Genomic DNA, 20192 nt, shown 5'->3' with positions numbered 1-20192 from the left:
GGAGCCGGGATGGCCGGGACGAACGATTCCACCGACGATTTCACCGACGACTTCATCGAGCTCGACGGGGTCGAGAAGGTCTTCCAGGTGCGGCGCCGGGCCGGGCTGCTGCGCCGCGAGCGGCGCGAGGTCCGCGCCGTCGACGGCCTCAGCTTCCGGGTGGCGCGCGGGGAGATGGTCGGCTACATCGGGCCCAACGGCGCCGGGAAGTCCACCACGATCAAGATGCTCACCGGGATCCTGGTGCCCAGCGGCGGCCGGCTGCGGGTGGCCGGGATCGACCCCTCGCGCGAGCGGACCCGGCTGGCGCGCCGTATCGGGGTGGTCTTCGGGCAGCGTACGACGCTGTGGTGGGACCTGCCGCTGCGCGACTCGTACGCGCTGGTGCGGCGGATGTACCGGATCCCGGACGCCCGGTACCGCGAGAACCTCGACCGGTGCGTCGAACTCCTCGAACTCGGCGAGCTCCTGGACGTGCCGGTCCGTCAGCTCTCCCTCGGCCAGCGGATGCGCGGCGACATCGCGGCCGCCCTGCTGCACGACCCCGAGGTGCTCTACCTCGACGAGCCGACGATCGGGCTGGATGTGGTCAGCAAGGCGAAGGTGCGGGAGTTTCTGCGCGAGGTGAACGCGGAGCAGGGCACCACCGTGCTGCTGACCACCCATGACCTCACCGATATCGAGCAGTTGTGCCGGCGGGTGATGGTCATCGACCACGGGCGGCTGGTGTACGACGGCGGGCTCGACGGGCTGCACGCGGTGGGCGAGAGCGAGCGGACGCTGGTGGTCGACCTGGAGCGGGAGCTGCCGCCGATCGAGGTGCCCGGTTCGCGGACGGTGAAGGTGGAGGGGCCCCGGCAGTGGCTGGCGTTCCCGGCCGGGAGCAGCGCGGCGCCGATCGTGGCGGCGGTGGCGGAGGGATATCCGCTGGTCGACCTGTCGGTGCGGGAGCCGGACATCGAGGACGTGATCGCCAAGATGCTGTATCCGGCGGGGCGCGGGCCGGGGGTGGGGGAGGGCGGGACGGCGGGCGAATCGGCGGGCGATACGGAGGGGGAGTCGGCGCGGCGGACGGCCGACCCGGTCTGAAGGACCCGGTCCGTTGGACGTGGCCTGTTGGCCCCGCGCCGTTAGTCTGTCGGTATGACGAGCGGTGCATCCTCGGGGGACATGACACCCCAACCTCAGGCCGGGCTGGAGATGCGGGCCTCGGACGCCGAGCGCGAGCGGATCGCCGACGTGCTCCGGGAAGCCGTCGCCGAAGGACGCCTCACCATGGAGGAGTTCGACGAGCGGCTGGACGCGGCGTACCGGGCCCGGACCCACGGGGAGCTCGAACCGCTCGTACGGGACCTCCCGGTGCCCGGCCGCCCTGCCGCCGATCTCGCGCCCGCGGCCGAAGGCGGCTGGGCGGAGCGGATCGGCTCGCCGCCGACCTCCCGGACCGGGATCGCCATCATGAGCGGCTTCCAGCGCAAGGGCGCCTGGACCGTGGCACGCCGCTTCACTTCCTTCGTCTTCTGGGGCGGCGGGGAGATCGATCTGCGCGAGGCCCGCTTCGAGGATCGCGACACGGTGATCCGCTGCTTCGCGATCATGGGCGGGCTCCAGGTCACGGCCCCGCCGGACCTGGATGTGCATGTCAGCGGCGTCGGCATCATGGGCGCCTTCGACCACAGCGGGGCCGGTGACGGCGCACCGGACTCGCCGCGTGTGACCGTCACCGGACTCGCGCTGTTCGGGGGCGTGGCCGTCGAGCGCAAGCTGCGCAAGGAGGAGCGCAAGCGCCTCAAGGAGGAGCGCAAGCGGCTCCGGCTCGAGGGCGGCGAGGACTGAGCGGCGGGGCATGACCGACACGGTCTAGAGGGCGGCCGCCACGCCGCCCTTCAGGTCCTGCGGGTCCAGCGCCCGCGCCATCGCCCGGTAGCCGTCGTCGCTGGGGTGGAGGTGGTCGCCCGAGTCGTACGACGGGCGCAGCCGCAGCGGGAAGATCGGGTCGCGCAGCGCCTTGTCGAAGTCGACCACGTCGTCGAAGACCCGGCCGGACCGGATCTGCGCGTTGACCTGCTGGCGCACGGCGTCCAGCTGCGGGGTGTAGCCGCGATGGCCGTAGAAGGGCGCGAGGGTGGCGCCGATGACGCGCAGCCCGCGGGCGTGCGCCTGCTCGGTCAGCCGCCGCAGCCCGGCGACGATCGCGTCCGGGTCCGTCTCGTGCGGGGTGCGCAGTACGTCGTTGACGCCCAGCTCGATCACGACGGCCCTGACGCCCGTACGGGAGAGCACGTCGCGCCGGAAGCGGGACAGGCCGCTGGGGTTGTTCGGCGGGACCTGCGTGCCGTCGGTCAGCACGCGGTTGCCGCTGATCCCCGAGTTGAGCACGCTGTAGCGGGGCGCCCCGGACTCGGTGCGCAGCCGCTCGGCGAGGAAGTCGGTCCAGCGGTGGTTGGCGCCGGCGGTGGAGGTGATGCCGTCGGTGATGGAGTCGCCGAGGACGGCGACGGCGCCCTGCGCCTCCGTGCTCCACACGTCCACGGCCGTCAGATAGCGCCAGTAGGGGCTCTGCTCGGTGTAGGCCACGCCGACGGTGTCCTCCGTACGGTCGCCGCGGGCCAGGTAGGAGGTCTGGCGGGCGTGCGGGTGGTAGGTCACCGAGCCGGACGCGCGCGGGGCGTAGGTGGTCACCAGCAGGTCGGCGTCGGCCGGGATGTCCAGCCGCACCGGGTCGCTGGTGACGGCCTGGCCGGCCGGGATGGTCACCCAGGACTGCTCGCCGAAGGTGAGGCGGCGCATGGTGCCCGCGGTGGCGGTGGGGTTGCTGGGGGCGGCCGCCAGGGCCAGCGAGGCGTGCGTGATCGTCAGCGGGCGGGCGCTGTAGAGGTTGGACAGCTGGATGCGCGCCTGGCTGCCGCCGACACTGGTGTGGACGACGTTCCGTATCGACATGCCGGCGTAGCCCCGCAGCGTGTTCGGCTCGGCCGCCGCGGGGGACGTGGACCAGGTGCCCACCCAGGAGCCGGCCGAGGCCGGGGCGGCGGAGCTGCGGGGGTTGCGGGTGGCGGCGTCGATGTTTCCGTCGCTGTTGCCGACCCCGACGAATATCGCGGTCGAGACGAGGACCACCACAGCCGCCAGCCCAGCGAGCACGGCGTAGGCCGTGTGTCTGGGCATGGGGGGCGCACTCATGGACGGGTGTCTCCTCGGGCAGACGGAGCTTGGGCTCCGAAAGTGGACGGGAACTGCGAGAGAACAGCGACGCCGACGCGGTCCGGTCGGTCCACCATGATCCCATGGCGCGGGACGCGTTCGCCCGTCGGCCTGCCCCTGGCGTACGGGGTCGCTCGCCCACTCAGACGATGGGAACCCCCCGTACGTTCCACTCATAGGCGACTGAAATCAGGCGGCTGAAATCAGGCGGCTGAAATCGGGCGGCTGAAATCGGGCGACCGTGATCGGGCGGCTGCGATCGGGCGACTGTGATCGGGATCGGGGCAGAAAGAGACAATGACCGAGGGGACGGCTCGACCGGGTGGAGCGAATGGACCGGATGACGACGGGTGAGGCGGGCCAGCCGCCGCCCGCGGCCGCGAGGGCCGCCTTCTCCTCGGACAGCCCCCTGGACCTGGAGAAGCGCCGTGGCGTGCGCCGCATGAAGACGATCGCCACGGCGCTGCTGCTGGCCGTCGCCGTCGTGTACGCGCTGGCCACCTGGGCGCGGGCGGCGGGGGCGGGCGGCTGGGCCGGGTATGTGGCGGCGGCCGCCGAGGCCGGGATGGTCGGCGCCCTGGCCGACTGGTTCGCGGTGACCGCCCTGTTCCGGCGGCCCATGGGGCTGCCCATCCCGCACACCGCGATCATCCCCACCAAGAAGGACCAGCTGGGGGTGAGCCTCGGCGAGTTCGTCGGCGAGAACTTCCTGTCCGGGGACGTGGTGCGGATGCGGCTGCGGTCCGTCGGCATCAGCAGCCGGCTGGGCACCTGGCTGGCCGAGCCCGCCCACGCCGACCGGGTGACGGCCGAACTGGCGACGGCCCTGCGCGGCGCGCTCACCGTGCTGCGCGACTCCGACGTCCAGGCCGTGGTGGGCGAGGCGATCACCCGGCGCGCCGACGCGCAGGAGATCGCGCCGGGCCTCGGCAAGATGCTGGAGCGGATCGTCGCGGACGGCGGGCACCACCGTGCCGTGGACCTGGTGTGTGTGCGCGCCCACGACTGGCTGGTCGAGCACAACGAGTCGGTGATGGAGGCGGTGGCGGGCGGCGCGCCGGGCTGGACGCCGCGGTTCGTCGACCGGAAGGTCGGCGAGCGGGTCTACAAGGAGCTGCTCCGGTTCGTCACCGAGATGCGCGACATGCCGGCGCATCCGGCGCGCGGAGCGCTGGACCGCTTCCTGAGCGACTTCGCGGGCGACCTCCAGTCCGACACGGACACCCGGGCGCGGGTGGAGCGGCTGAAGACGGAGGTGCTGGGGCGGGGCGAGGTGCAGGACCTGATCGCCTCGGCGTGGGCCTCCGTGCGGGCGATGATCGTCGCGGCGGCGGAGGACGAGCGCAGCGAGCTGCGGCTGCGGGCGCGGGCGGCGATCCTCTCGCTCGGCGCGCGGCTGGCCACCGAGGAGCGGCTGCGGGCGAAGGTCGACGGCTGGCTGGAGGACGCGGCGGTGTACGTGGTCACCACCTACCGCGACGAGATCACCTCGCTGATCACCGAGACGGTGGCGGGGTGGGACGCGGAGCACACCTCCCGGAAGATCGAGGCGCACATCGGGCGGGACCTCCAGTTCATCCGGATCAACGGCACGGTCGTCGGCGCGCTGGCCGGGCTGGCGATCTATACGATCTCGCGGCTGGTCGGGGGGTAGGGGGGCGGATTCGGGCTTCCGCGCGCCTCGCTATGGAGAGTGCGGGCCGCAGGGCCTATCGTGCCCCGACCGGAGGGAGGTCGGCGTGCGACGGCAGCGGTTACCGGTGGTCGTGCGGGGGCGGCGCCCGCGGCGGGCCGTCCTGGCGCGGGTCCTGTGGACCGGGGCGGAACTCACCGTCACCCTCGGTCTTGTCATGCTGCTCTTCGTCGTCCACCAGCTGTGGTGGACCAACCGGCAGGCGCGGGAGGGCGCTCAGCGGGAAGTGGCCGCGCTGGAGCGGCAGTGGCGGAGCGGGGCGGAGGCGGGGGCCGGGGACGGCTCGGCCGAGGACCCCTCCGGCGGCTCCCCGGACGGGGCCTCGCCCGGGGCGGGTGCTCCGGACTCCGGCCGCGGGGCGGCCCGCACCTCCCCGGCGGCCGCCGGAAACCGGGCCCCGCGCCCGGACCAGGCGTACGCCGTGCTGCGCATCCCGCGCATCGGGCTGACCGCCCCCGTGGCCGAGGGCATCAGCAGGGCCGGGGTGCTCAACAAGGGGTACGTGGGCCACTACCCGAAGACCGCGCAGCCGGGGCAGGCGGGCAACTTCGCGCTCGCGGGCCACCGCAACACGCATGGCGAGCCGTTCCGCCACCTCGACGAGGTGCGCCCGGGCGACACGGTCCGCGTCGAGGTCGCGGGCGCGCGCTATACGTACGTCGTCGAGCGGACCCTGGCGCGCACCTCGCCCTCCGACGGCACGGTCGTCGCGGCGGTGCCGTACAGCTCGACGCATCCGCGCTACCGCTACACCGAGCCTGGCCACTACATCACGCTGACGACCTGCACCCCGGAGTACACCTCCCGGTACCGGCTGGTGGTCTGGGGCCGGCTGAAGGCGGCCGAGCCCCGCACTGTCGGTGGCGGCGATTAGACTCGTCGAGAGTGAAGTAACCGAAGGGCGGGGGAGGCTGATGGTCCATCGCGTTGAAGTGGCGCGGATGCACCTCGGCGTGCTCCTGTTCCTGCTGACCGGATCGCTCCTCACCCACACCGGCCTGCTCAGCGCCGTCGCCCTCGCTGCGACCGCCGCGCTCGCGGCCGCGCTGCTGACCTGCGCGCTGCTGGCCGCGCGCTGTCTCGCCCCGCTTCCGCCGGGGCGAATACGCACCGCGATACGGGACCGGGAGCGCCGCACCGCGTTCCTGGCCCAGCGGGATCCCGACGCCTCCGGCCGGCCGCGGCCGCGAGCGCCCGGCCGTCGCCTGCCGACGGCCGCGCAGGCGCTCCTCTCCCCGTAGCTTCTCCCCGTAGCTTCATCGCCGGAGCCCACGCGGCTCGTCACGCCGACTCATTCGACTGACGAGACCCTGTGGAGGGCTTCCCCATGTCTGTTTTCGCCGCGCTGGGCACGCTGCTGACCCGGCTCGCCGACTGTCTCGCACCGTTCTTCGGGGCGTCCGCGACGGCCGCCGCGGTCGTCCTGTTCACGCTGTGCGTGCGCGCCGCGCTCCATCCGCTGGCCCGCGCGGCCGCGCGCGGCGAGAAGGCGCGGGCCGCGCTCGCGCCCAAGATGGCCGAGCTGAACCGCCGCCACAAGCGCGATCCGGAGCGGCTGCGGCGCGCCATGGCCGAGCTGTACGAGAAGGAGTCGGTCTCCCCGGTCGCGGGCTGTCTGCCGATGCTCCTTCAGCTGCCCGTCTTCTTCGTGATGTACCACGTGTTCTCCACCGGCAGCGGCGCCGGAGACCTCCTGGACCACACCCTGGCGGGCGCGCCGCTGGGCGGCCGGTGGGGCGGGGACCTGACCGGGCCGCACGGGCCGGTCTACCTCGCGCTGTTCGCGCTGATCGCGGCGGTCGCGACCTGGACGTACCTGCGCGCGCGGAAGGCCGCGGCGGACGCCCGGCCGGTGGGCGCCGGGATGGCGGCGGGTGCGGCCAAGGTGCTGCCCCTGCTGTCGTTCGGCACCCTGGTCACCGCCGCCGTGGTGCCGCTCGCGGCGGGTCTTTACCTGGCCACCAGCACGACCTGGACGGCGGTCGAACGGGCGCTGCTGCACCGCACGGTCCGGGGGAGCGGCGAGCCGGTGAAGGAGCGGTCCCGCAGGTGACGGTCCGCTGGTGACGGTCCAGTAGGTGAACGGAGTCTTGCGGAGCGGACGGCGCTCTTGGAGGATCGACCGGCCAGGACCGCCCCCTCGACTGACGGGAGTCAACAGGATGAAGCTGCTGCGTGTCGGACCCGCTGGGGCCGAACGCCCGGCGGTGCTCGACGAGACGGGCACCCCGCGCGATCTGTCGGGCCTGGTCAATGACATCGACGGGACTCTGCTCGCCGACGGGGCGGCGCTCGCCCGGATCCGCGAGGCCGTCGCGGCCGGGGAACTGCCCGCGCTGGACGCCGGGGACTCCCGGATCGGCCCGCCGCTGGGCCGGATCGGCAAGATCGTGTGCATCGGGCTGAACTACCACGACCACGCCACGGAGACCGGTGCCGCGATCCCCGAGGAGCCCATCCTCTTCATGAAGGCCCCGGACACGGTCGTCGGCCCCGAGGACACGGTCCTGGTGCCGCGTGGCAGCGAGAAGACCGACTGGGAGGTGGAGCTGGCCGTGGTCATCGGGCGCACGGCCCGCTACCTCGAGTCCGACGAGGAGGCCCTCGCCTCGGTCGCGGGCTACGCCATCGCCCATGACGTCTCGGAGCGCGCGTTCCAGATCGAGCGCGGCGGTCAGTGGGACAAGGGCAAGAACTGTGAGACCTTCAACCCCCTCGGCCCCTGGCTGGTCACCGCCGACGAGATCCCCGACCCCCAGGCTCTGGCCCTGCGGCTGTGGGTGAACGGCGAGCTGAAGCAGGACGGCACCACGGCGGACCAGATCTTCCCGGTGGCCCAGGTGGTCCGCTACCTCAGCCAGTTCATGACCCTCTACCCGGGCGACGTCATCAACACCGGCACCCCGGCGGGCGTGGCCCTGGGACAGCCGGACCCCAAGCCGTATCTGCGGGCCGGGGACGTCGTCGAGCTGGAGATCGACGGGCTGGGGCGGCAGCGCCAGGAGTTCAAGGACGCGTGATCCGGACCGCCCGGCCCTCCGCTGCCGAGGTGCGGGCCGCCTCCAGGACGCGGAGGGCGGCCGCGGCCTCGGCGGCGGTGACCGGCGGGGCGGTGCCGTCGCGGAGTGCGGTGGCGACGGCTCGGTAGTACGCGGGGTAGTCGCCCGGGAGGGTCGGCACGGGCAGGCCGCCGCCGGTCAGGGGTGATTCCCCCGCGCCCAGCCGGCCCCAGGCGGCCTCGGGCTCGGCGCCCCAGGGGGTGCCGGTGCCGGGGCGCAGGCCCTCGCGCAGGGCGGTCTCCTGGGGGTCGAGGCCGTACTTCACATAGCCCGCCTGGCTCCCCAGGACCCGGAAGCGCGGGCCGAGCTGGGCGGTGATCGCGCTCATCCACAGATGGGAGCGGACGCCGCCGGCGTGGGTGAGGGCGATGAAGGTGTCGTCGTCGGTGCGGGCACCGGGGCGGCGCACATCGACCTCGGCGTAGACGGAGGTGACCGGCCCGAAGAGGGTGAGCGCCTGGTCGACGAGGTGGCTGCCCAGGTCGTACAGCAGCCCGCCGACTTCGGCCGGGTCGCCGGACTCGCGCCAGCCGCCCTTGAGCTGGGGGCGCCAGCGCTCGAAGCGGGACTCGAAGCGCTGCACCTCGCCGAGCGCGCCCTCGGCGAGCAGCTTGCGGAGCGTGCGGAAGTCGTTGTCCCAGCGGCGGTTCTGGAAGACGCTCAGCAGCAGGCCGCGGCGCTCGGCGAGCGCGGCCAGGTCCTCGGCCTCGGCGGTGGTGGCGGCGAGCGGCTTGTCGACGACGACCGGCAGCCCGGCCTCCAGGGCGGCGCGGGCGAGGGGGACGTGGGTGCGGTTGGGGGAGGCGATGACGACCAGGTCCAGCTCGCCGGCGCGCGCCCACAGCTCGTCGGCGGAGTCGGCGAGGCGCACCCCGGGGTACTCGTCGGCGGCCTGCCGCTGCCGCTCCGGGCTGGAGGTGACCACGGTGTCGAGGACGAGGCCGTCGGTGGCGGCGATGAGGGGGGCGTGGAAGACGGAGCCCGCCAGACCGAAGCCGATGAGGGCGACGCGCGCGGGGGTGGAGCCAGGGGTGCCGGTGCCGGTGTCAGCCATGGAACCACTTTGACAACAGTGTTGCGGAAGCGCAAGCGCGGGCCACAATGGTGCCGTGAACAGCGCGATGTCCTCGGCGGCCGGGCCCGGAGCCGAACCCGGGCCCGGAGCCAACCCCGGGCCGGGAGCCAACTCTGGGCCGGGAGCCAACCCCGGGCCGGGAGCCAATCTGTCCGCTCTGCGCGGGCACAACGCGGCCCTCGTCCTCGGCCTGCTGCGCGACGCGGGCGAGGGCGGGGTCAGCCGGCTCGAGCTGGCCGCGCAGACCGGGCTGACCCCGCAGGCCGTCAGCAAGATCACGGCCCGGCTGCGGGCGGACGGGCTGGCCGCCGAGGCGGGCCGCCGGGCGTCCACCGGCGGCAAGCCGCCCGCGGTCCTGCGGCTGGTCCCGGGCGCGCGGCGGGCGGTCGGGCTGCATCTGGACCGCGATGAGCTGACGGCCGTCCTGGTCGACCTCGCGGGCGCGCCGATCGCCCGGCGCACGGCCCCCTTCGACTTCGGCGCGGGGGCCGCGGAGGCGGTCGCCGTGGCCGCCGACGAGGTCGAGGCGCTGCTCGCCGGGGCCGACGGCGGCCGCGACGGGCTGCTCGGGGTCGGGGTCGCCGCGCCCGGACCGCTCGACCACGGCTCCGGGGTGCTGCGCCGCGTCACCGGCTTCCCCCACTGGGACGGGCTCCCGCTGCGGGACGCGCTCGCCGCGCGGCTCGGCCTGCCCGTCGTCCTCGACAAGGACACCAACGCCGCCGCCCTGGGGCTCACCGTGGGCCGCGCCCGGCAGCGGTCCGCCGCCGGGTCGTTCGCGCCCGGCGCGTTGGCGCCCGAGTCGTTCGCGTATCTGCACCTCGGCACCGGGCTGGGCGCCGGTCTCGTCCTCGGCGGGGCCGTCCACCGAGGGGCCCGCACCGGCGCCGGGGAGTTCGGACACCAGGTGATCCAGCTGGACGGGCCGCCCTGCGGCTGCGGCAACCGCGGCTGCCTGGAGGCGCTGTGCCTGGCCGCGGTCGCGGACGGCGACCCGGCCCGGGCGGCGCGCCTGCTCGGCGTCGGCGCCGCCAACCTCGTACGGCTGCTCGACATCGACCGGGTGCTGCTCGGCGGCCGCGTCGTGCTGGCCGCGCCCGAGCCGTACGCGCGCGGCGTCGCCGAGACGCTCGCCGCGGACGCGGCGCGGGCGGGCGGGCGTACGGTCCCGGTGGAGGTGGTCGGCCGGGGAGGCGGGGCGGTCGTGGAGGGCGCGGCACAGCTGGTGCTGGCGCCATTGTTCGCGGTGGGGTGACCGGCCGATGATCTGAAAGGGGGACGGTGCGATGGGCTGAACGGGGGAATCGCCGACCGCCGAACGGAGGTAATCCGCCCGGGCCGCCGCGTGTCGCTCGCCCGGGGTGGAATGCAGCAGGGCACTCGGGAAACCACCGCCGCAGAGGTCGCCCATGCGCTCGCCCTCCACCCTCGCCGTCCGAGCCGCCCAGTCCGCCGCCGTGCTCGCGCTCGCCTCGCCGGTCCTGTGGTGCGGGCCCGCCCCGGAAGCCGCCGCGTCCGTGCCGGAGTCCGCGTCCGTGCCCTTCTGCGGGCGGCGGGGGAGCGCCGACTTCCCGATCGACGCCCGGCTGTACGGTGGGCCGGCCCGGTACGCGCGGGGCGGCGGCTGGCGCGCCTGGCACCTGGAGCTGAGCAACACCACGGGCGCCGAGTGCCGCGCCATCCACCCCATCGCGATCCTCGTCGACCGCGGGCACGCGCTGCGGCCCCGCCACATCCGGATGGAGTTCCTGGACCCCGACGAGGGCGGCAGATGGCGGCCCGTCTCCTTCGAGATCACCGACGAGGACGAGAACATCGGGGTCTTCGACGTCCCCTTCCAGGGGTTCACCGTCCCCGCGCACGGGAGCGTGAAGGTGGCGGTGCGGTCCCGCTTCACCGGCGCCGCCCCGGCCGGCCCCGTCACCGCGAACGTCATCACCATGCAGCGCCGCGCGGACGACGGGGACTGGGTCGGCCAGTCCGACGACTACGACTTCAGCGTCGAGGGCGCGAGGGACGCGAGGGGCGCGGGGGCGGAGGAGACGGGCGAGACGGGCGAGACGGAGGGGGCCCGTACCGGCGCGCCCCGCACCGACGGGCCCCCTGCCGACCGCGAGCCCGGCGCCGATCAGAGGACCGGCGCCGACGGGCGCACCGTGGGCACCCGCGAGGAGGCCTCCGGCGGCACCGGCCCGCGCGGCGAGGGCAGCAGTCGCGACCATCTGCCGCCGGAACTCGCCGCGACGGGCCGGGGCCCCGTGCTCCTCCGGCTCGCCGTCGTCAGCGGCGCGCTCGTCCTCACCGGCACCGCGCTGCTGGTCAAGGCCCGGCGGCTGAGGCGGTGAGGCGCGGCGCGGCCGCTACTGCCCGCGGGGCGGCCCGCCCCGGCGGCGCATCTCCTCGTCCAGCTTCTCCGCGCTGCTCCGGGGCTGGTCGGCGGCGCCCTTGCCGCTCTTGCGCGGGGCGTGCCGCGCCCGCTCCTGGCCCTTGTTGATCGCTTCCTTGAGCTTGTCCTTGATGCCCATCTGAATCTCCTTCGCGGGGGAGCGGAAGAGGCCCGTCGGAACGCGGCCCCTCACCAACAGGATCGGCCGCCCGCCCGGCCCTGTCGCGCCGGGCCGCCCGCCGCGGCCCCCGCGGGCGGGTCTGCCGAGGTCAGAAGGGGACCGGGGCGGTCCGCTCCGGGCCCGGCTGACTACGCTTGGCTCGTCGGCACCGCTCGCAGTGGCGCGGCCGGTGTCCCCACTCACGCGTTACTGGCGCATGGCAGGAGAGTCCGCAATGGCAGAGCGCAAGCCGATCGAGTCCTGGCTCACCGACATGGACGGGGTGTTGATGCACGAGGGCATCCCGGTGCCCGGGGCCGATGCCTTCATCAAGCGGCTGCGCGAGTCCGGCAAGCCCTTCCTCGTGCTCACCAACAACTCCATCTACACCCCGCGCGATCTGCACGCCCGGCTGTCCAGGATCGGCCTCGACGTGCCGGTCGCCAACATCTGGACGTCCGCGCTGGCCACCGCGCAGTTCCTGGACGACCAGCGGCCCGGCGGCACGGCGTATGTGATCGGCGAGGCGGGGCTGACCACGGCCCTGCACGACATCGGCTACGTCCTCACCGACGTCGAGCCGGACTACGTGGTGCTCGGCGAGACCCGTACGTACAGCTTCGAGGCGCTCACCAAGGCCATCCGCCTGATCGACAACGGCGCCCGCTTCATCGCCACCAACCCCGACGAGACCGGGCCCTCCGCGGAGGGCGCGCTGCCCGCGACCGGTTCCGTGGCCGCGCTGATCACCAAGGCGACGGGGGCCGAGCCGTACTTCGTCGGCAAGCCGAACCCCCTCATGATGCGGGCCGGGCTGAACGCGATCGGCGCGCACTCCGAGAGCAGCGCCATGATCGGCGACCGGATGGACACCGATGTGCTGGCCGGTCTCGAGGCGGGCATGGAGACCTTCCTGGTGCTCACGGGGGTCACCCAGCCCGATGAGATCGACCGGCACCCCTTCCGGCCGTCCACGGTCGTGAACTCCATCGCGGACCTGGTCGAGCGGATCTGACGCCCGCCGGAACGCGCCGCAACGTACCGGAGCGCGTCTGACCCGTACGGAGCAGCCGGGGGCCGCAGCGGATGCGGCTTCCGGCGGTGCGCGTGAGCCTCGGTGGTATCAGGAGGTTTCACCATGCGCCCGCTCGCCCTCACGCTCCGTATGGCCGTCTGTGCGGCGGCGGTGGTCCTGGCCATCGCCGGCCCCGCCGTCGCGGACCAGGAGGACGCCGCCCCCGCACGCCCCGGCCATGTCCACCGCGCCCACTCGGACCTCGCCCCGGCCGACGACGCGGCGCGCCGCGGCCTCGGCGGGGCCGAGGCGTACGGCCTGGTGCTCTCCGGAGTCACGGCGCTGGCCGTCGCCGGGATGGCGGTGCGGCGCCGCCGTCGCCCGGTCGCCGCGGCGTCGGGCTGACGGCGGTGTACGGGAAGCGCCCCGGCGGCGTCGGCCGGGCGAGGGCGATCGCGGGGGTGGCCTGGGCGGCGCTGCTGCTCGGACTGTGGCTGTGGGGCCATGACGCGGCGGAGGGCCTGGGCGGAGCGGTGCCGTTGACGGGGGATGTGGCGGCCGTGGGGCGCCCGCCCACGCATCCGCTGCCCAGAGCGTGGCACCCGCTGCCGGCCGCGGCGGCGCGGCGCGTCGTCGTCGAGTCGGCGGGGATCGCGGCGCCGGTCGCCGGCCAGGGCCGGGACGGGAGCGGGGGCTGGTACGGGATGGGGGCGCGGCCGGGCGCCTCGGGGGCGGCGGTGCTGGTCGGGCCGGCCGACGCGGGGGTCCTCCGCCGCCTCGGCGGGGTCAGGCGCGGCGACGCGGTGCGGGTGTCCCGGGCGGACGGGACGGTGGCCGAGTTCACGGTCGAGGACGTCGCGATGGTCACCGCCACGCGGTTCGACGCGCGGCGGGTGTACGCGGCGCGGGCCGGGGGCCGCGCGGAGCTGCGGCTGCTCGCGGGCGGCGGGGCGCGCGGCGGAACGGTGGTGGTGTCGGCGTATCTGACGGGGAGCCGGTAGGCGGGGAAGCCCGCCCACCGGGCCCGAGGGTTACGCCGCGGTCGGGACCGGGTCCGGCCGGTGAGTCGTCGTGCCGCGCTCGCGCAGGGCGCGGAGGCCGAGGGCGCCGAACGTGGCGCCGAGGACCGCCCACATCACCGCGTGCGAGGCGAACGAGAGCATCCGGAAGTCCCAGAGCAGTGTGGACTCGACGGGGACCGGGTCGGGGTTGTCGGGGAGGGCGAACAGGGCGAGGAGCACCGCGACGACGGTCGCGGCGACCGCCGTCTGGGCCACGGCGGGACCGCGGCCCGCCGCCGTCAGCCGGACGTGCACCAGCCGGGCGAGCACCATGCCGAGCACGCCGATCGCCACCGCGGCGAGCCACATCGCCTGGCGGTCGCCGACCGTGCCCGCGTCGCCGACGCCCGGCGGGTTGGCCGGGTAGCGCAGGCCTGGCAGGAGCGAGAGGCCGGTGAAGCCCGCCGCCGCGAGGGTGAGCGCGCGGGGCCAGGGGCGTGCGGAGGTGTCGGATCCGCGGTGGACGAGCGCGTGCGCGACCGCGAAGAAGACGCCGAGCGCCAGCCCGACGACCACGGCGGTGACGACGAGGCCGAAGTGCTGGGTGGAGCGGGAGAACAGCTCCTCGTGGTGGGTGACCGCCGCGGCCGCGGCGGCGTGCGAATGCTCGCTCTCCTGGCGTTTTTCCTCCAGCCGGATGGCGCGGTCCATCAGGGGCTCGGCCAGCAGCAGGGAGAACAGCCCGGTGGCGAGGCCCGCGAGGGCGCCCGCCGCCAGGCCACGCCGGAGCAGGGGGAGTACGGGAACGTGACCGTCTGCCATGGGGTGCCGGACCCGTCAGTGGCAGGGGGCACCGAAGAGGTGCCGGCCGTCGTGCGAGAACTCGTGCAGATAGTCGCCCGTCGCCGAGATCAGCGAGCCGTTGTCGATGAAGACCGCGTACAGGGCGATGAGAGCGAGGATGACCGCGCCGGCCGCGATCAGCCAGTCGCGGGTGTGGGCGGTGGCGGCCGAGACGGCCGCGGGGTCGGTGTGCCGTGCCGTGTGCAGGGACATCCGCTGTTGCCTCCTAGTGGGGTTTCCACGCCCCTCAGCAGGAAGGAGAACGACGGCCAGTTCCTGACTCCCGGAAGTGCGGCGCCGTTCGCGCGCGCCGACTCCTGGTCACAGTGGCGGGACCGTCCCGGATTCGCACCGGGTTCCTGTACACCGTCGTCTCGTTGTGTTGACTTGTCGCATCGGAGAGTCCCAGGCGGACGGGTACCTGTCAACCGGTCCCGGAGGGGCCGCTTCGCGCCGTACGGGCGAATTCACGCAAAGGGCTGTGGATAACCCCGTGAGGGCCGGTGTGGTGTGTAAGCATGGTTTCGACCGGTCTTGTCCTGCCGGGGGCCTGAGGGGTGTCCCCCGGAGCGTGCACCCAAGGGGGAGTGGATGTACGGGAGTTACACCGGCCGTCGGCGAGGATCTGTCCGTGCCGGGGCGGCGGTGGGGGCGCTGCTGTCGCTCGTGACGCTCTCCGGCTGCTTCGGCTCGTCGGGTTCCGGGCGTTCCGATCGCGAGGAGGAGGCGATCGCGGCGGCGAGGCCCGCACAGCGGCCCCGGAATGTCGTGCCGTATTGGGTGAACCCGGACGGCGCCGCGGCCCGGCAGGTCGCCGAGTACCGCAGGAAGGGGGAGACCGGCGAGGCGAAGCTGATACAGAAGATCGCCGCGCAGCCGGTCGCGGAGTGGCTGGGGGTGGACGACCCGGAGGGCCAGGCGCGGGGGTTCACCGAGGCCGCCGTGTCGGAGGAGCGTGACGCGCTGCTGGTCTTCTACAACATCCCGCACCGCGACTGCGGCCAGTACTCGAAGGGCGGCGCCGCCGACGGCAACGCGTATCGCGCCTGGCTGGACAAGGCGGTCAGGGGCATCGGCGACCGGGCCGCCACGGTCATCCTGGAGCCGGACGCACTGCCCCACGCGGTGGACGGCTGCACGCCCAGGCGGTTCCTCGAGGAGCGTTACGACCTGCTGACCGGGGCTGTGGACAAGCTCAAGGGGCTGCCCCGCACCAAGGTCTATCTGGACGCGGGGAATCCGCACTGGATCAAGGATCCGCGCCGGATGGCCGAGCCGCTGCGGCGCGCCGGGCTGAAGAAGGCCGACGGCTTCGCGCTCAACATCGCCAACTATCAGACCACCGCGGACAACAAGGTGTACGGCAGGAAGCTCTCCGCCCTGGTCGGCGGAAAGCCCTTCGTGATCGACACCAGCCGCAACGGCAAGGGGCCGGTGCCGGGCAAGGAGGACCCCGAGGCCTGGTGCAACCCCAAGGGGCGGGCGCTGGGCGAGACGCCCACGGTCCGCACGGGCGACGCCGCGGTCGCCGCGTATCTGTGGATCAAGCGTCCGGGCGAGTCGGACGGCACCTGCAAGGGCGGCCCGCACGCCGGCCGATGGTGGCCGCGGTACGCCCTCGACCTGGCGCGCAACGCGAAATAGTCATCACGCCCGCCTTGGGCGTGTCCCCGCGGCCACACGGCGGAGCCGCATATCGGCGCTGTCCCCTTACCCGCCCCTTCCCGCGGCATCGATATGCGGCTCCGCCAAGTGGGGGGGCACTGCCCCGGCCCCCGGGGTCCAGGGGCGAAGCCCTTGGTTACGGGAAGGGGCGGGTAAGGGGAGTATCCAGCCGCAGGCGGCCCCGTAGTCACCGCGCCGCGGCTGTCGGGCGGGGGATCGGGGCGGTCAGGGTTCGGGGGTGTCCTTCGAGGCGGGCACCTTCACCCACACCGCCTTCGACGGAGTCCCCTCCTCGTCCGCCGCCGTGAGCATGTACCACCCCGGCGGGACCAGCGACGAGTCCTTCGGGATCCGCACCGTGACGCTGTCCTTGCTCCTGACGAAGTCCAGCGCGATCGACCGCTGCTCGACATTGGTCACATGGGTGAAGGAGCCGGGCCGGATCAGCCGCACCTGCTCGATCGCCGACGCGTGCGGGGTGCGGTAGGTGGCCTTCGCCCCGCGCTTGAGGGTCCGGGGCGCGGTGTCGGTCAGCTTGGGCCGTGCGTCGCGGAACAGATAGGGAGGGGTGTAGAGATCGATCTGCTGCTGGAACGTCCCCGGCTTGGTGTTGGCGTCGTCGCCGAACAGCGAGTCGGAGCCGAAGGTCATCACCCGTCCGTCGGGCAGCAGCAGCGCCCCGGAGTGGTAGTTGCGGCCCACCAGCGGGTCGGCCACGCCGCGCGCGGTGTTGCTCCTGGCGTCGTAGATCTCGGCCCGCAGCACATTGCTGCCGTCCCGCCCCCGGTAGTCGCCCGAGCCGTTGGTGGTCAGGACGGTGTCGTCCGGGAGGATGACACTGCTGGGGTAGCGGACCTCGGAGTAGAGCTTCGGCCCGTCGTGGAAGCGCGGCCGGTCCTCGCTCAGATCGACGATGCGGGTCTTCGCGGTGGACTTGGGGTCCTCGCCGACCCCGCCGCCGCCGAGCACCATGTACCGCTGCCGCTGGGCCGGGGGCAGCAGCACGGACATCGACGTCTCCAGGGCGTCCGGGTCGCTGATGCCGGGCACGGCCTTGAACGCGTTGGTCTTCAGGTCCCAGAGGCCGGGGGTGCGGCCCTTGTCGGCGGGGCCGTAGCCGGCGTTGGAGCCGGTGTAGAAGATCTTGCCGCCCTCGGCGAGGAACAGCGCCGGGTAGGTGGGGAAGAACCGCTTCTTGGGCAGGTACTTCCACTTCTTGGCCTTGGGATCGTAGACCTCGTTCTTCCCCGGCACGACCTGGCCGATCTCGTCCAGGCCGGAGACCGAGAGCACCCGGCCGTCCTGAAGGGTGGTCAGGGTCGGGTACCAGCGGGCCTCGTTCATCGGGTCGACGGGCACATACCGCTCGGCGACGGGGTCGAACTCGTAGGCATCCCTGATGCCCTGGAAGTCCTTCTTGTCGAAGGACAGCTTCTGCGCGATGCCGTAGAAGTTCTGCCGGTCCTTGCCCCGCAGCCCCGCGATCCGGTAGTTGTCCTCGGTGCCGGTCTGGTAGCGCGCTCCCTTGCGCAGCGCCTCCACATAGACCCGGGCGGTGCTGGCGGTCACGGTGACCTTGCCGGTCTTGTCGTTCTGGGTCTTCTTGGCGCGCGGGACCAGGACCGGGTCCTTGGACTCGAAGGTCTTGCCGTTCTCCTTGCCGGTGAAGCGGGTGCCCGACGGGAAGGTCTTCGGCTTGTCCGGGTTCTCGTTGTGGACGAACATCAGGCCGCCGGCCTTCTCGACATCGCCCTTGAGCTTCTCGTAGCGCTGGGTGCCGCCCGCCACCAGCAGCTTTCCGTCCGGCAGCTGGGAGTGTCCGGCGCAGAAGAGGTCTTCGGGGGTGGGGATGTTCTTGAAGGTGTTGGTCTCCGGGTCCCACAGGACACTCCGGAAGGACTTGGCGGCGAAGTTCTTGGCGTTGTTGCCCGAGCCGGCGACCAGCAGCACCTTGCCGGTGTGCAGCAGGGCGGCGTGGATCGTGTTGATCCGGTATTCCTCGGGGATGTTCACCACGGCCCAGTGGCCGTTCCTGGCCTTGTACTCCGGTTGGTTGATCTTGTATCGCTGGTATTTGTCCGAGCTGAACCGGTAGAGGGCCGGTCCGTTCATTCCGGCCAGCACGAACACAGCCGCCGCACCGATCCCGAAGCGGCGGGTGCGGCGACTCGGTCGGTACTTCACGTCTTATCGTCCCCCAAGGGATGGATCGGCGGTCTGCTTCTCGGTCCGTTTCCCCTGGCGGACGGTCCACCGCCAGGCGACGATCGGCGCGGCCGTGACAGCCAGGGCAAGCGATGCCCAAACGGTCATCGCTGGATGACTGTGGCCGAAGTAGGAGGAAGAGGCGAGCGACCCGCCGAAGACCGCCAGGAAGAAAAGGTGAATCCGGAAGGTGCCGAAGAGCGTGTCGGGGCTCGCCGAGTCGCCCTTGGGCGTCACCACGAACCGGCTCTTGCGGCGCAGCACGGCGTCCATCAGCGAGCGGGCGTAGATCGGCGCGGAGAGCGCGGACATCACCATGCCGGCCACGCCCCCGGAGCCCTCCGGCTCGTGTGGGGAGACGTTGTGCCGCCGGTTCCAGACGTACAGGCCGATCTGGAGGGCCGAGGCGTTGCCGTAGAGCATCATCCAGATGGCGGGGTCGATCTGGAGGCCGGCGGCGCCGAAGCCGAGGAAGAGCGCGCAGCTGAGGGCGGCGAGAATCCAGTTGAGCGCCGACGCCGGATAGAAGATCACCATCAGTGTGTAGTTGAGGAGCCTGCCGGGCGGCAGGGTGAACGGCGCCTTCCAGAACTGCTTGAGGAGCGTCTCGTAGGTGCCCCGCGACCAGCGCAGCTGCTGGGTGAAGAAGTCGGTCCAGGCGGCCGGGCCCTCGCCGACCGCGAGCACGTCGGGGGTGTAGACGGAGCGCCACTTGCGGCCGGTGGCAGGGTTGCGGTGGCGGTGCAGCTCGAAGCCGGTGGCCATGTCCTCGGTGATCGAGTCGTACAGCCCGCCGATGCCCTTGAGCGCGCTGATCCGCACGGCGTTGTTGGTGCCGACGAACATGGGGCCGCCGTAGGCGTTCCCCGCGCGCTGGATGAGGGCGTGGAAGAGGAACTGCTGGCTCTCGGCGGCCTTGGTGACGGCCGTGTCGTAGTTGCCGTAGACCTGCGGGCCGACCACGAAGGCCACGTCGGGGTCGCGGAAGTAGCCGAGCATCCGCTCCAGGTAGTTGGGGAGCGGTACGTGGTCGGTGTCGACGGAGGCGAAGTAGTCGTACGCGGCGCCGTGGGCGTCCAGCCAGGCGTTGTAGTTGCCGTGCTTGGTCCGGGCGCGGTGCGGGCCCTTGGGCCGGTTCCACCTCTCGACGCCCTTGCGGCTGAAGTGGCGTACGCCCAGGCGCGCGCAGACCGCCTTCACCGCCGGGTCGTCGCCCTCGTCGAGGAGCCAGACGTGCAGCGCTCCCCGGTGGCGCACGCGCACCGCCGCCTCCAGGGTCCTGGTCACCATCTCCAGCGGCTCCTTGCCGGGCACGAAGGAGGTGAGGAAGGCGACCCTGGTGTCGGCCTCGGGCACCACCGGGACCGGGTCGCGGGCGACCAGGGTGGCATGCGCGTTGGAGAGCACATTGAGCGTGCGGAACAGCTCGATCAGCCCGATGGAGACCAGCATCACCGTGTCCATGACGGCCATGACCGGGCCGACGCCCTCCCGGCTGCTCCAGTGGGCGGGCCGCATCAGCCACAGCAGCAGCCCCAACGAGAGCAGGGGCGCGGCGCCGATCAGCAGCGAGGCGCGGATGCGGTGCGGCTCGTCCGCCAGCAGACCGCGGTAGCGCACCCGATACGGTTTGGCTGAATTCGCGGCGTCTTCGGCATTCGGTCGGGTGAGCGGGCCGGCGAGCCGGCTGTAGTGCTCGTAGTCGTACGTCGGCAGCGGCGGCCGGGGCCGGCGCCATGGGGGTCGGCCCCGGTGCTGCCGTGGGATGCGCAGCGGGATCGTTGCGGATGGATCGGCCGCGGACGGTTCGGTGGTGGACGGATCGTACGAATGCTGCCGGGCGCCGGTCGGCGTCGACGTCATGGTCATTCCCCCCGCACGCGAAA

General features: G+C 73.1%; 20 protein-coding genes and 1 riboswitch. Of the genes, 13 read left to right on the top strand and 7 right to left on the bottom strand.

Going from position 1 to position 20192, the window contains the following annotated elements; all coding sequences use genetic code 11:
- Positions 1-9: 9 nt before the first annotated feature.
- Both ACZ4WQ_RS43455 and ACZ4WQ_RS43450 read left to right on the top strand, forming a co-directional pair.
- The gene (locus ACZ4WQ_RS43455) at positions 10-1089 is read left to right on the top strand and encodes an ABC transporter ATP-binding protein (protein ID WP_468022853.1); all 1080 of its coding nucleotides are present in this window, start codon (positions 10-12) and stop codon (positions 1087-1089) included.
- A gap of 81 nt (positions 1090-1170) precedes the next feature.
- Positions 1171-1836: a DUF1707 SHOCT-like domain-containing protein gene (locus ACZ4WQ_RS43450; RefSeq protein ID WP_358844599.1), complete on the top strand. Its 666-nt coding sequence runs from the start codon at positions 1171-1173 to the stop codon at positions 1834-1836.
- Between the two features lie 24 nt (positions 1837-1860).
- Here ACZ4WQ_RS43450 and ACZ4WQ_RS43445 read toward each other — a convergent pair whose 3' ends face one another.
- A complete protein-coding gene (locus tag ACZ4WQ_RS43445) occupies positions 1861-3168 on the bottom strand; it encodes an SGNH/GDSL hydrolase family protein (protein WP_468022852.1) in 1308 nt (435 codons plus the stop codon).
- Positions 3169-3544: 376 nt separating this feature from the next.
- Between ACZ4WQ_RS43445 and ACZ4WQ_RS43440 the strand changes: the two genes are divergently transcribed.
- From ACZ4WQ_RS43440 to ACZ4WQ_RS43420, 5 genes are all read left to right on the top strand, one after another.
- A complete protein-coding gene (locus ACZ4WQ_RS43440) occupies positions 3545-4858 on the top strand; it encodes a DUF445 domain-containing protein (protein ID WP_311727295.1) in 1314 nt (437 codons plus the stop codon).
- A gap of 85 nt (positions 4859-4943) precedes the next feature.
- Positions 4944-5771, top strand: a complete 828-nt coding sequence (locus tag ACZ4WQ_RS43435) for a class E sortase (RefSeq protein ID WP_385340357.1) — start codon at positions 4944-4946, stop codon at positions 5769-5771.
- Positions 5772-5811: 40 nt separating this feature from the next.
- A complete protein-coding gene (locus tag ACZ4WQ_RS43430; RefSeq protein WP_311727293.1) occupies positions 5812-6138 on the top strand; it encodes a DUF6412 domain-containing protein in 327 nt (108 codons plus the stop codon).
- 86 nt (positions 6139-6224) lie between these two features.
- Positions 6225-6950 carry a YidC/Oxa1 family membrane protein insertase gene (locus tag ACZ4WQ_RS43425; RefSeq protein WP_385340361.1) on the top strand — a complete coding sequence of 242 codons (726 nt, stop codon included), beginning with the start codon at positions 6225-6227 and terminating at the stop codon, positions 6948-6950.
- 109 nt (positions 6951-7059) lie between these two features.
- Positions 7060-7917 (top strand): fumarylacetoacetate hydrolase family protein, encoded by an 858-nt coding sequence (locus tag ACZ4WQ_RS43420; protein WP_358844603.1) that lies wholly within the window; start codon positions 7060-7062, stop codon positions 7915-7917.
- Here the strand turns inward: ACZ4WQ_RS43420 and ACZ4WQ_RS43415 are convergent.
- Positions 7904-9010: a Gfo/Idh/MocA family protein gene (locus tag ACZ4WQ_RS43415; protein ID WP_468022851.1), complete on the bottom strand. Its 1107-nt coding sequence runs from the start codon at positions 9008-9010 to the stop codon at positions 7904-7906. The two genes, ACZ4WQ_RS43420 and ACZ4WQ_RS43415, sit on opposite strands and share 14 nt — an antisense overlap.
- Positions 9011-9077: 67 nt before the next feature.
- Here ACZ4WQ_RS43415 and ACZ4WQ_RS43410 point away from each other — a divergent pair, with 67 nt between their 5' ends.
- Positions 9078-10286 (top strand): ROK family transcriptional regulator, encoded by a 1209-nt coding sequence (locus ACZ4WQ_RS43410; RefSeq protein ID WP_468022888.1) that lies wholly within the window; start codon positions 9078-9080, stop codon positions 10284-10286.
- A gap of 154 nt (positions 10287-10440) precedes the next feature.
- A complete protein-coding gene (locus tag ACZ4WQ_RS43405) occupies positions 10441-11376 on the top strand; it encodes a hypothetical protein (protein WP_468022850.1) in 936 nt (311 codons plus the stop codon).
- A gap of 15 nt (positions 11377-11391) precedes the next feature.
- On the opposite strand, the gene ACZ4WQ_RS43400 is transcribed toward ACZ4WQ_RS43405, so the two are convergent.
- On the bottom strand, positions 11392-11556 hold the full coding sequence (locus ACZ4WQ_RS43400) for an antitoxin (RefSeq protein WP_311727286.1): 165 nt from the start codon (positions 11554-11556) through the stop codon (positions 11392-11394).
- 256 nt (positions 11557-11812) lie between these two features.
- Between ACZ4WQ_RS43400 and ACZ4WQ_RS43395 the strand changes: the two genes are divergently transcribed.
- The 3 genes from ACZ4WQ_RS43395 (at position 11813) to ACZ4WQ_RS43385 (ending at position 13593) form a co-directional block, all read left to right on the top strand.
- On the top strand, positions 11813-12592 hold the full coding sequence (locus ACZ4WQ_RS43395; RefSeq protein WP_311727285.1) for an HAD-IIA family hydrolase: 780 nt from the start codon (positions 11813-11815) through the stop codon (positions 12590-12592).
- A 123-nt stretch (positions 12593-12715) separates the two neighbouring features.
- Positions 12716-12997 (top strand): hypothetical protein, encoded by a 282-nt coding sequence (locus ACZ4WQ_RS43390; protein ID WP_398368981.1) that lies wholly within the window; start codon positions 12716-12718, stop codon positions 12995-12997.
- Positions 12998-13002: 5 nt separating this feature from the next.
- On the top strand, positions 13003-13593 hold the full coding sequence (locus tag ACZ4WQ_RS43385; protein WP_361187941.1) for a sortase domain-containing protein: 591 nt from the start codon (positions 13003-13005) through the stop codon (positions 13591-13593).
- A 30-nt stretch (positions 13594-13623) separates the two neighbouring features.
- On the opposite strand, the gene ACZ4WQ_RS43380 is transcribed toward ACZ4WQ_RS43385, so the two are convergent.
- Both ACZ4WQ_RS43380 and ACZ4WQ_RS43375 read right to left on the bottom strand, forming a co-directional pair.
- Positions 13624-14415, bottom strand: coding sequence for a CbtA family protein (locus ACZ4WQ_RS43380; protein ID WP_311727281.1), 792 nt, complete (start codon positions 14413-14415; stop codon positions 13624-13626).
- Between the two features lie 15 nt (positions 14416-14430).
- On the bottom strand, positions 14431-14649 hold the full coding sequence (locus ACZ4WQ_RS43375; protein ID WP_361187947.1) for a CbtB domain-containing protein: 219 nt from the start codon (positions 14647-14649) through the stop codon (positions 14431-14433).
- Positions 14650-14686: 37 nt separating this feature from the next.
- A riboswitch (cobalamin riboswitch) is annotated at positions 14687-14822 on the bottom strand.
- A gap of 205 nt (positions 14823-15027) precedes the next feature.
- On the opposite strand from ACZ4WQ_RS43375, the gene ACZ4WQ_RS43370 reads away from it, so the two are divergent.
- On the top strand, positions 15028-16080 hold the full coding sequence (locus tag ACZ4WQ_RS43370; RefSeq protein ID WP_385340369.1) for a glycoside hydrolase family 6 protein: 1053 nt from the start codon (positions 15028-15030) through the stop codon (positions 16078-16080).
- Between the two features lie 246 nt (positions 16081-16326).
- Here the strand turns inward: ACZ4WQ_RS43370 and glxA are convergent, their stop codons facing one another.
- Together glxA and ACZ4WQ_RS43360 are read right to left on the bottom strand one after the other, a co-directional pair.
- The gene (glxA, locus tag ACZ4WQ_RS43365) at positions 16327-18285 is read right to left on the bottom strand and encodes a radical copper oxidase GlxA (protein WP_398897140.1); all 1959 of its coding nucleotides are present in this window, start codon (positions 18283-18285) and stop codon (positions 16327-16329) included.
- Positions 18286-18288: 3 nt separating this feature from the next.
- Positions 18289-20169: a glycosyltransferase family 2 protein gene (locus ACZ4WQ_RS43360; protein WP_398897142.1), complete on the bottom strand. Its 1881-nt coding sequence runs from the start codon at positions 20167-20169 to the stop codon at positions 18289-18291.
- Between the last annotated feature and the right edge of the window lie 23 nt (positions 20170-20192).

Source organism: Streptomyces sp. NPDC028305 (genome assembly GCF_055569495.1).
The sequence above is the reverse complement of the archived record's forward strand: the minus strand, read 5'-3'. Positions and strand labels throughout refer to the sequence as shown.

Excerpts from the sequence above, each read along its gene's own strand:
- ACZ4WQ_RS43455 (WP_468022853.1), top strand. The coding sequence starts at position 10 with ATGGCCGGGACGAACGATTCCACCGACGATTTCACCGACGACTTCATC.
- ACZ4WQ_RS43450 (WP_358844599.1), top strand. The coding sequence starts at position 1,171 with ATGACACCCCAACCTCAGGCCGGGCTGGAGATGCGGGCCTCGGACGCC.
- ACZ4WQ_RS43445 (WP_468022852.1), bottom strand. The coding sequence starts at position 3,168 with ATGCCCAGACACACGGCCTACGCCGTGCTCGCTGGGCTGGCGGCTGTG.
- ACZ4WQ_RS43440 (WP_311727295.1), top strand. The coding sequence starts at position 3,545 with ATGACGACGGGTGAGGCGGGCCAGCCGCCGCCCGCGGCCGCGAGGGCC.
- ACZ4WQ_RS43430 (WP_311727293.1), top strand. The coding sequence starts at position 5,812 with ATGGTCCATCGCGTTGAAGTGGCGCGGATGCACCTCGGCGTGCTCCTG.
- ACZ4WQ_RS43425 (WP_385340361.1), top strand. The coding sequence starts at position 6,225 with ATGTCTGTTTTCGCCGCGCTGGGCACGCTGCTGACCCGGCTCGCCGAC.
- ACZ4WQ_RS43420 (WP_358844603.1), top strand. The coding sequence starts at position 7,060 with ATGAAGCTGCTGCGTGTCGGACCCGCTGGGGCCGAACGCCCGGCGGTG.
- ACZ4WQ_RS43415 (WP_468022851.1), bottom strand. The coding sequence starts at position 9,010 with ATGGCTGACACCGGCACCGGCACCCCTGGCTCCACCCCCGCGCGCGTC.
- ACZ4WQ_RS43410 (WP_468022888.1), top strand. The coding sequence starts at position 9,078 with ATGTCCTCGGCGGCCGGGCCCGGAGCCGAACCCGGGCCCGGAGCCAAC.
- ACZ4WQ_RS43405 (WP_468022850.1), top strand. The coding sequence starts at position 10,441 with ATGCGCTCGCCCTCCACCCTCGCCGTCCGAGCCGCCCAGTCCGCCGCC.
- ACZ4WQ_RS43400 (WP_311727286.1), bottom strand. The coding sequence starts at position 11,556 with ATGGGCATCAAGGACAAGCTCAAGGAAGCGATCAACAAGGGCCAGGAG.
- ACZ4WQ_RS43395 (WP_311727285.1), top strand. The coding sequence starts at position 11,813 with ATGGCAGAGCGCAAGCCGATCGAGTCCTGGCTCACCGACATGGACGGG.
- ACZ4WQ_RS43390 (WP_398368981.1), top strand. The coding sequence starts at position 12,716 with ATGCGCCCGCTCGCCCTCACGCTCCGTATGGCCGTCTGTGCGGCGGCG.
- ACZ4WQ_RS43380 (WP_311727281.1), bottom strand. The coding sequence starts at position 14,415 with ATGGCAGACGGTCACGTTCCCGTACTCCCCCTGCTCCGGCGTGGCCTG.
- ACZ4WQ_RS43375 (WP_361187947.1), bottom strand. The coding sequence starts at position 14,649 with ATGTCCCTGCACACGGCACGGCACACCGACCCCGCGGCCGTCTCGGCC.
- ACZ4WQ_RS43370 (WP_385340369.1), top strand. The coding sequence starts at position 15,028 with ATGTACGGGAGTTACACCGGCCGTCGGCGAGGATCTGTCCGTGCCGGG.
- ACZ4WQ_RS43360 (WP_398897142.1), bottom strand. The coding sequence starts at position 20,169 with ATGACGTCGACGCCGACCGGCGCCCGGCAGCATTCGTACGATCCGTCC.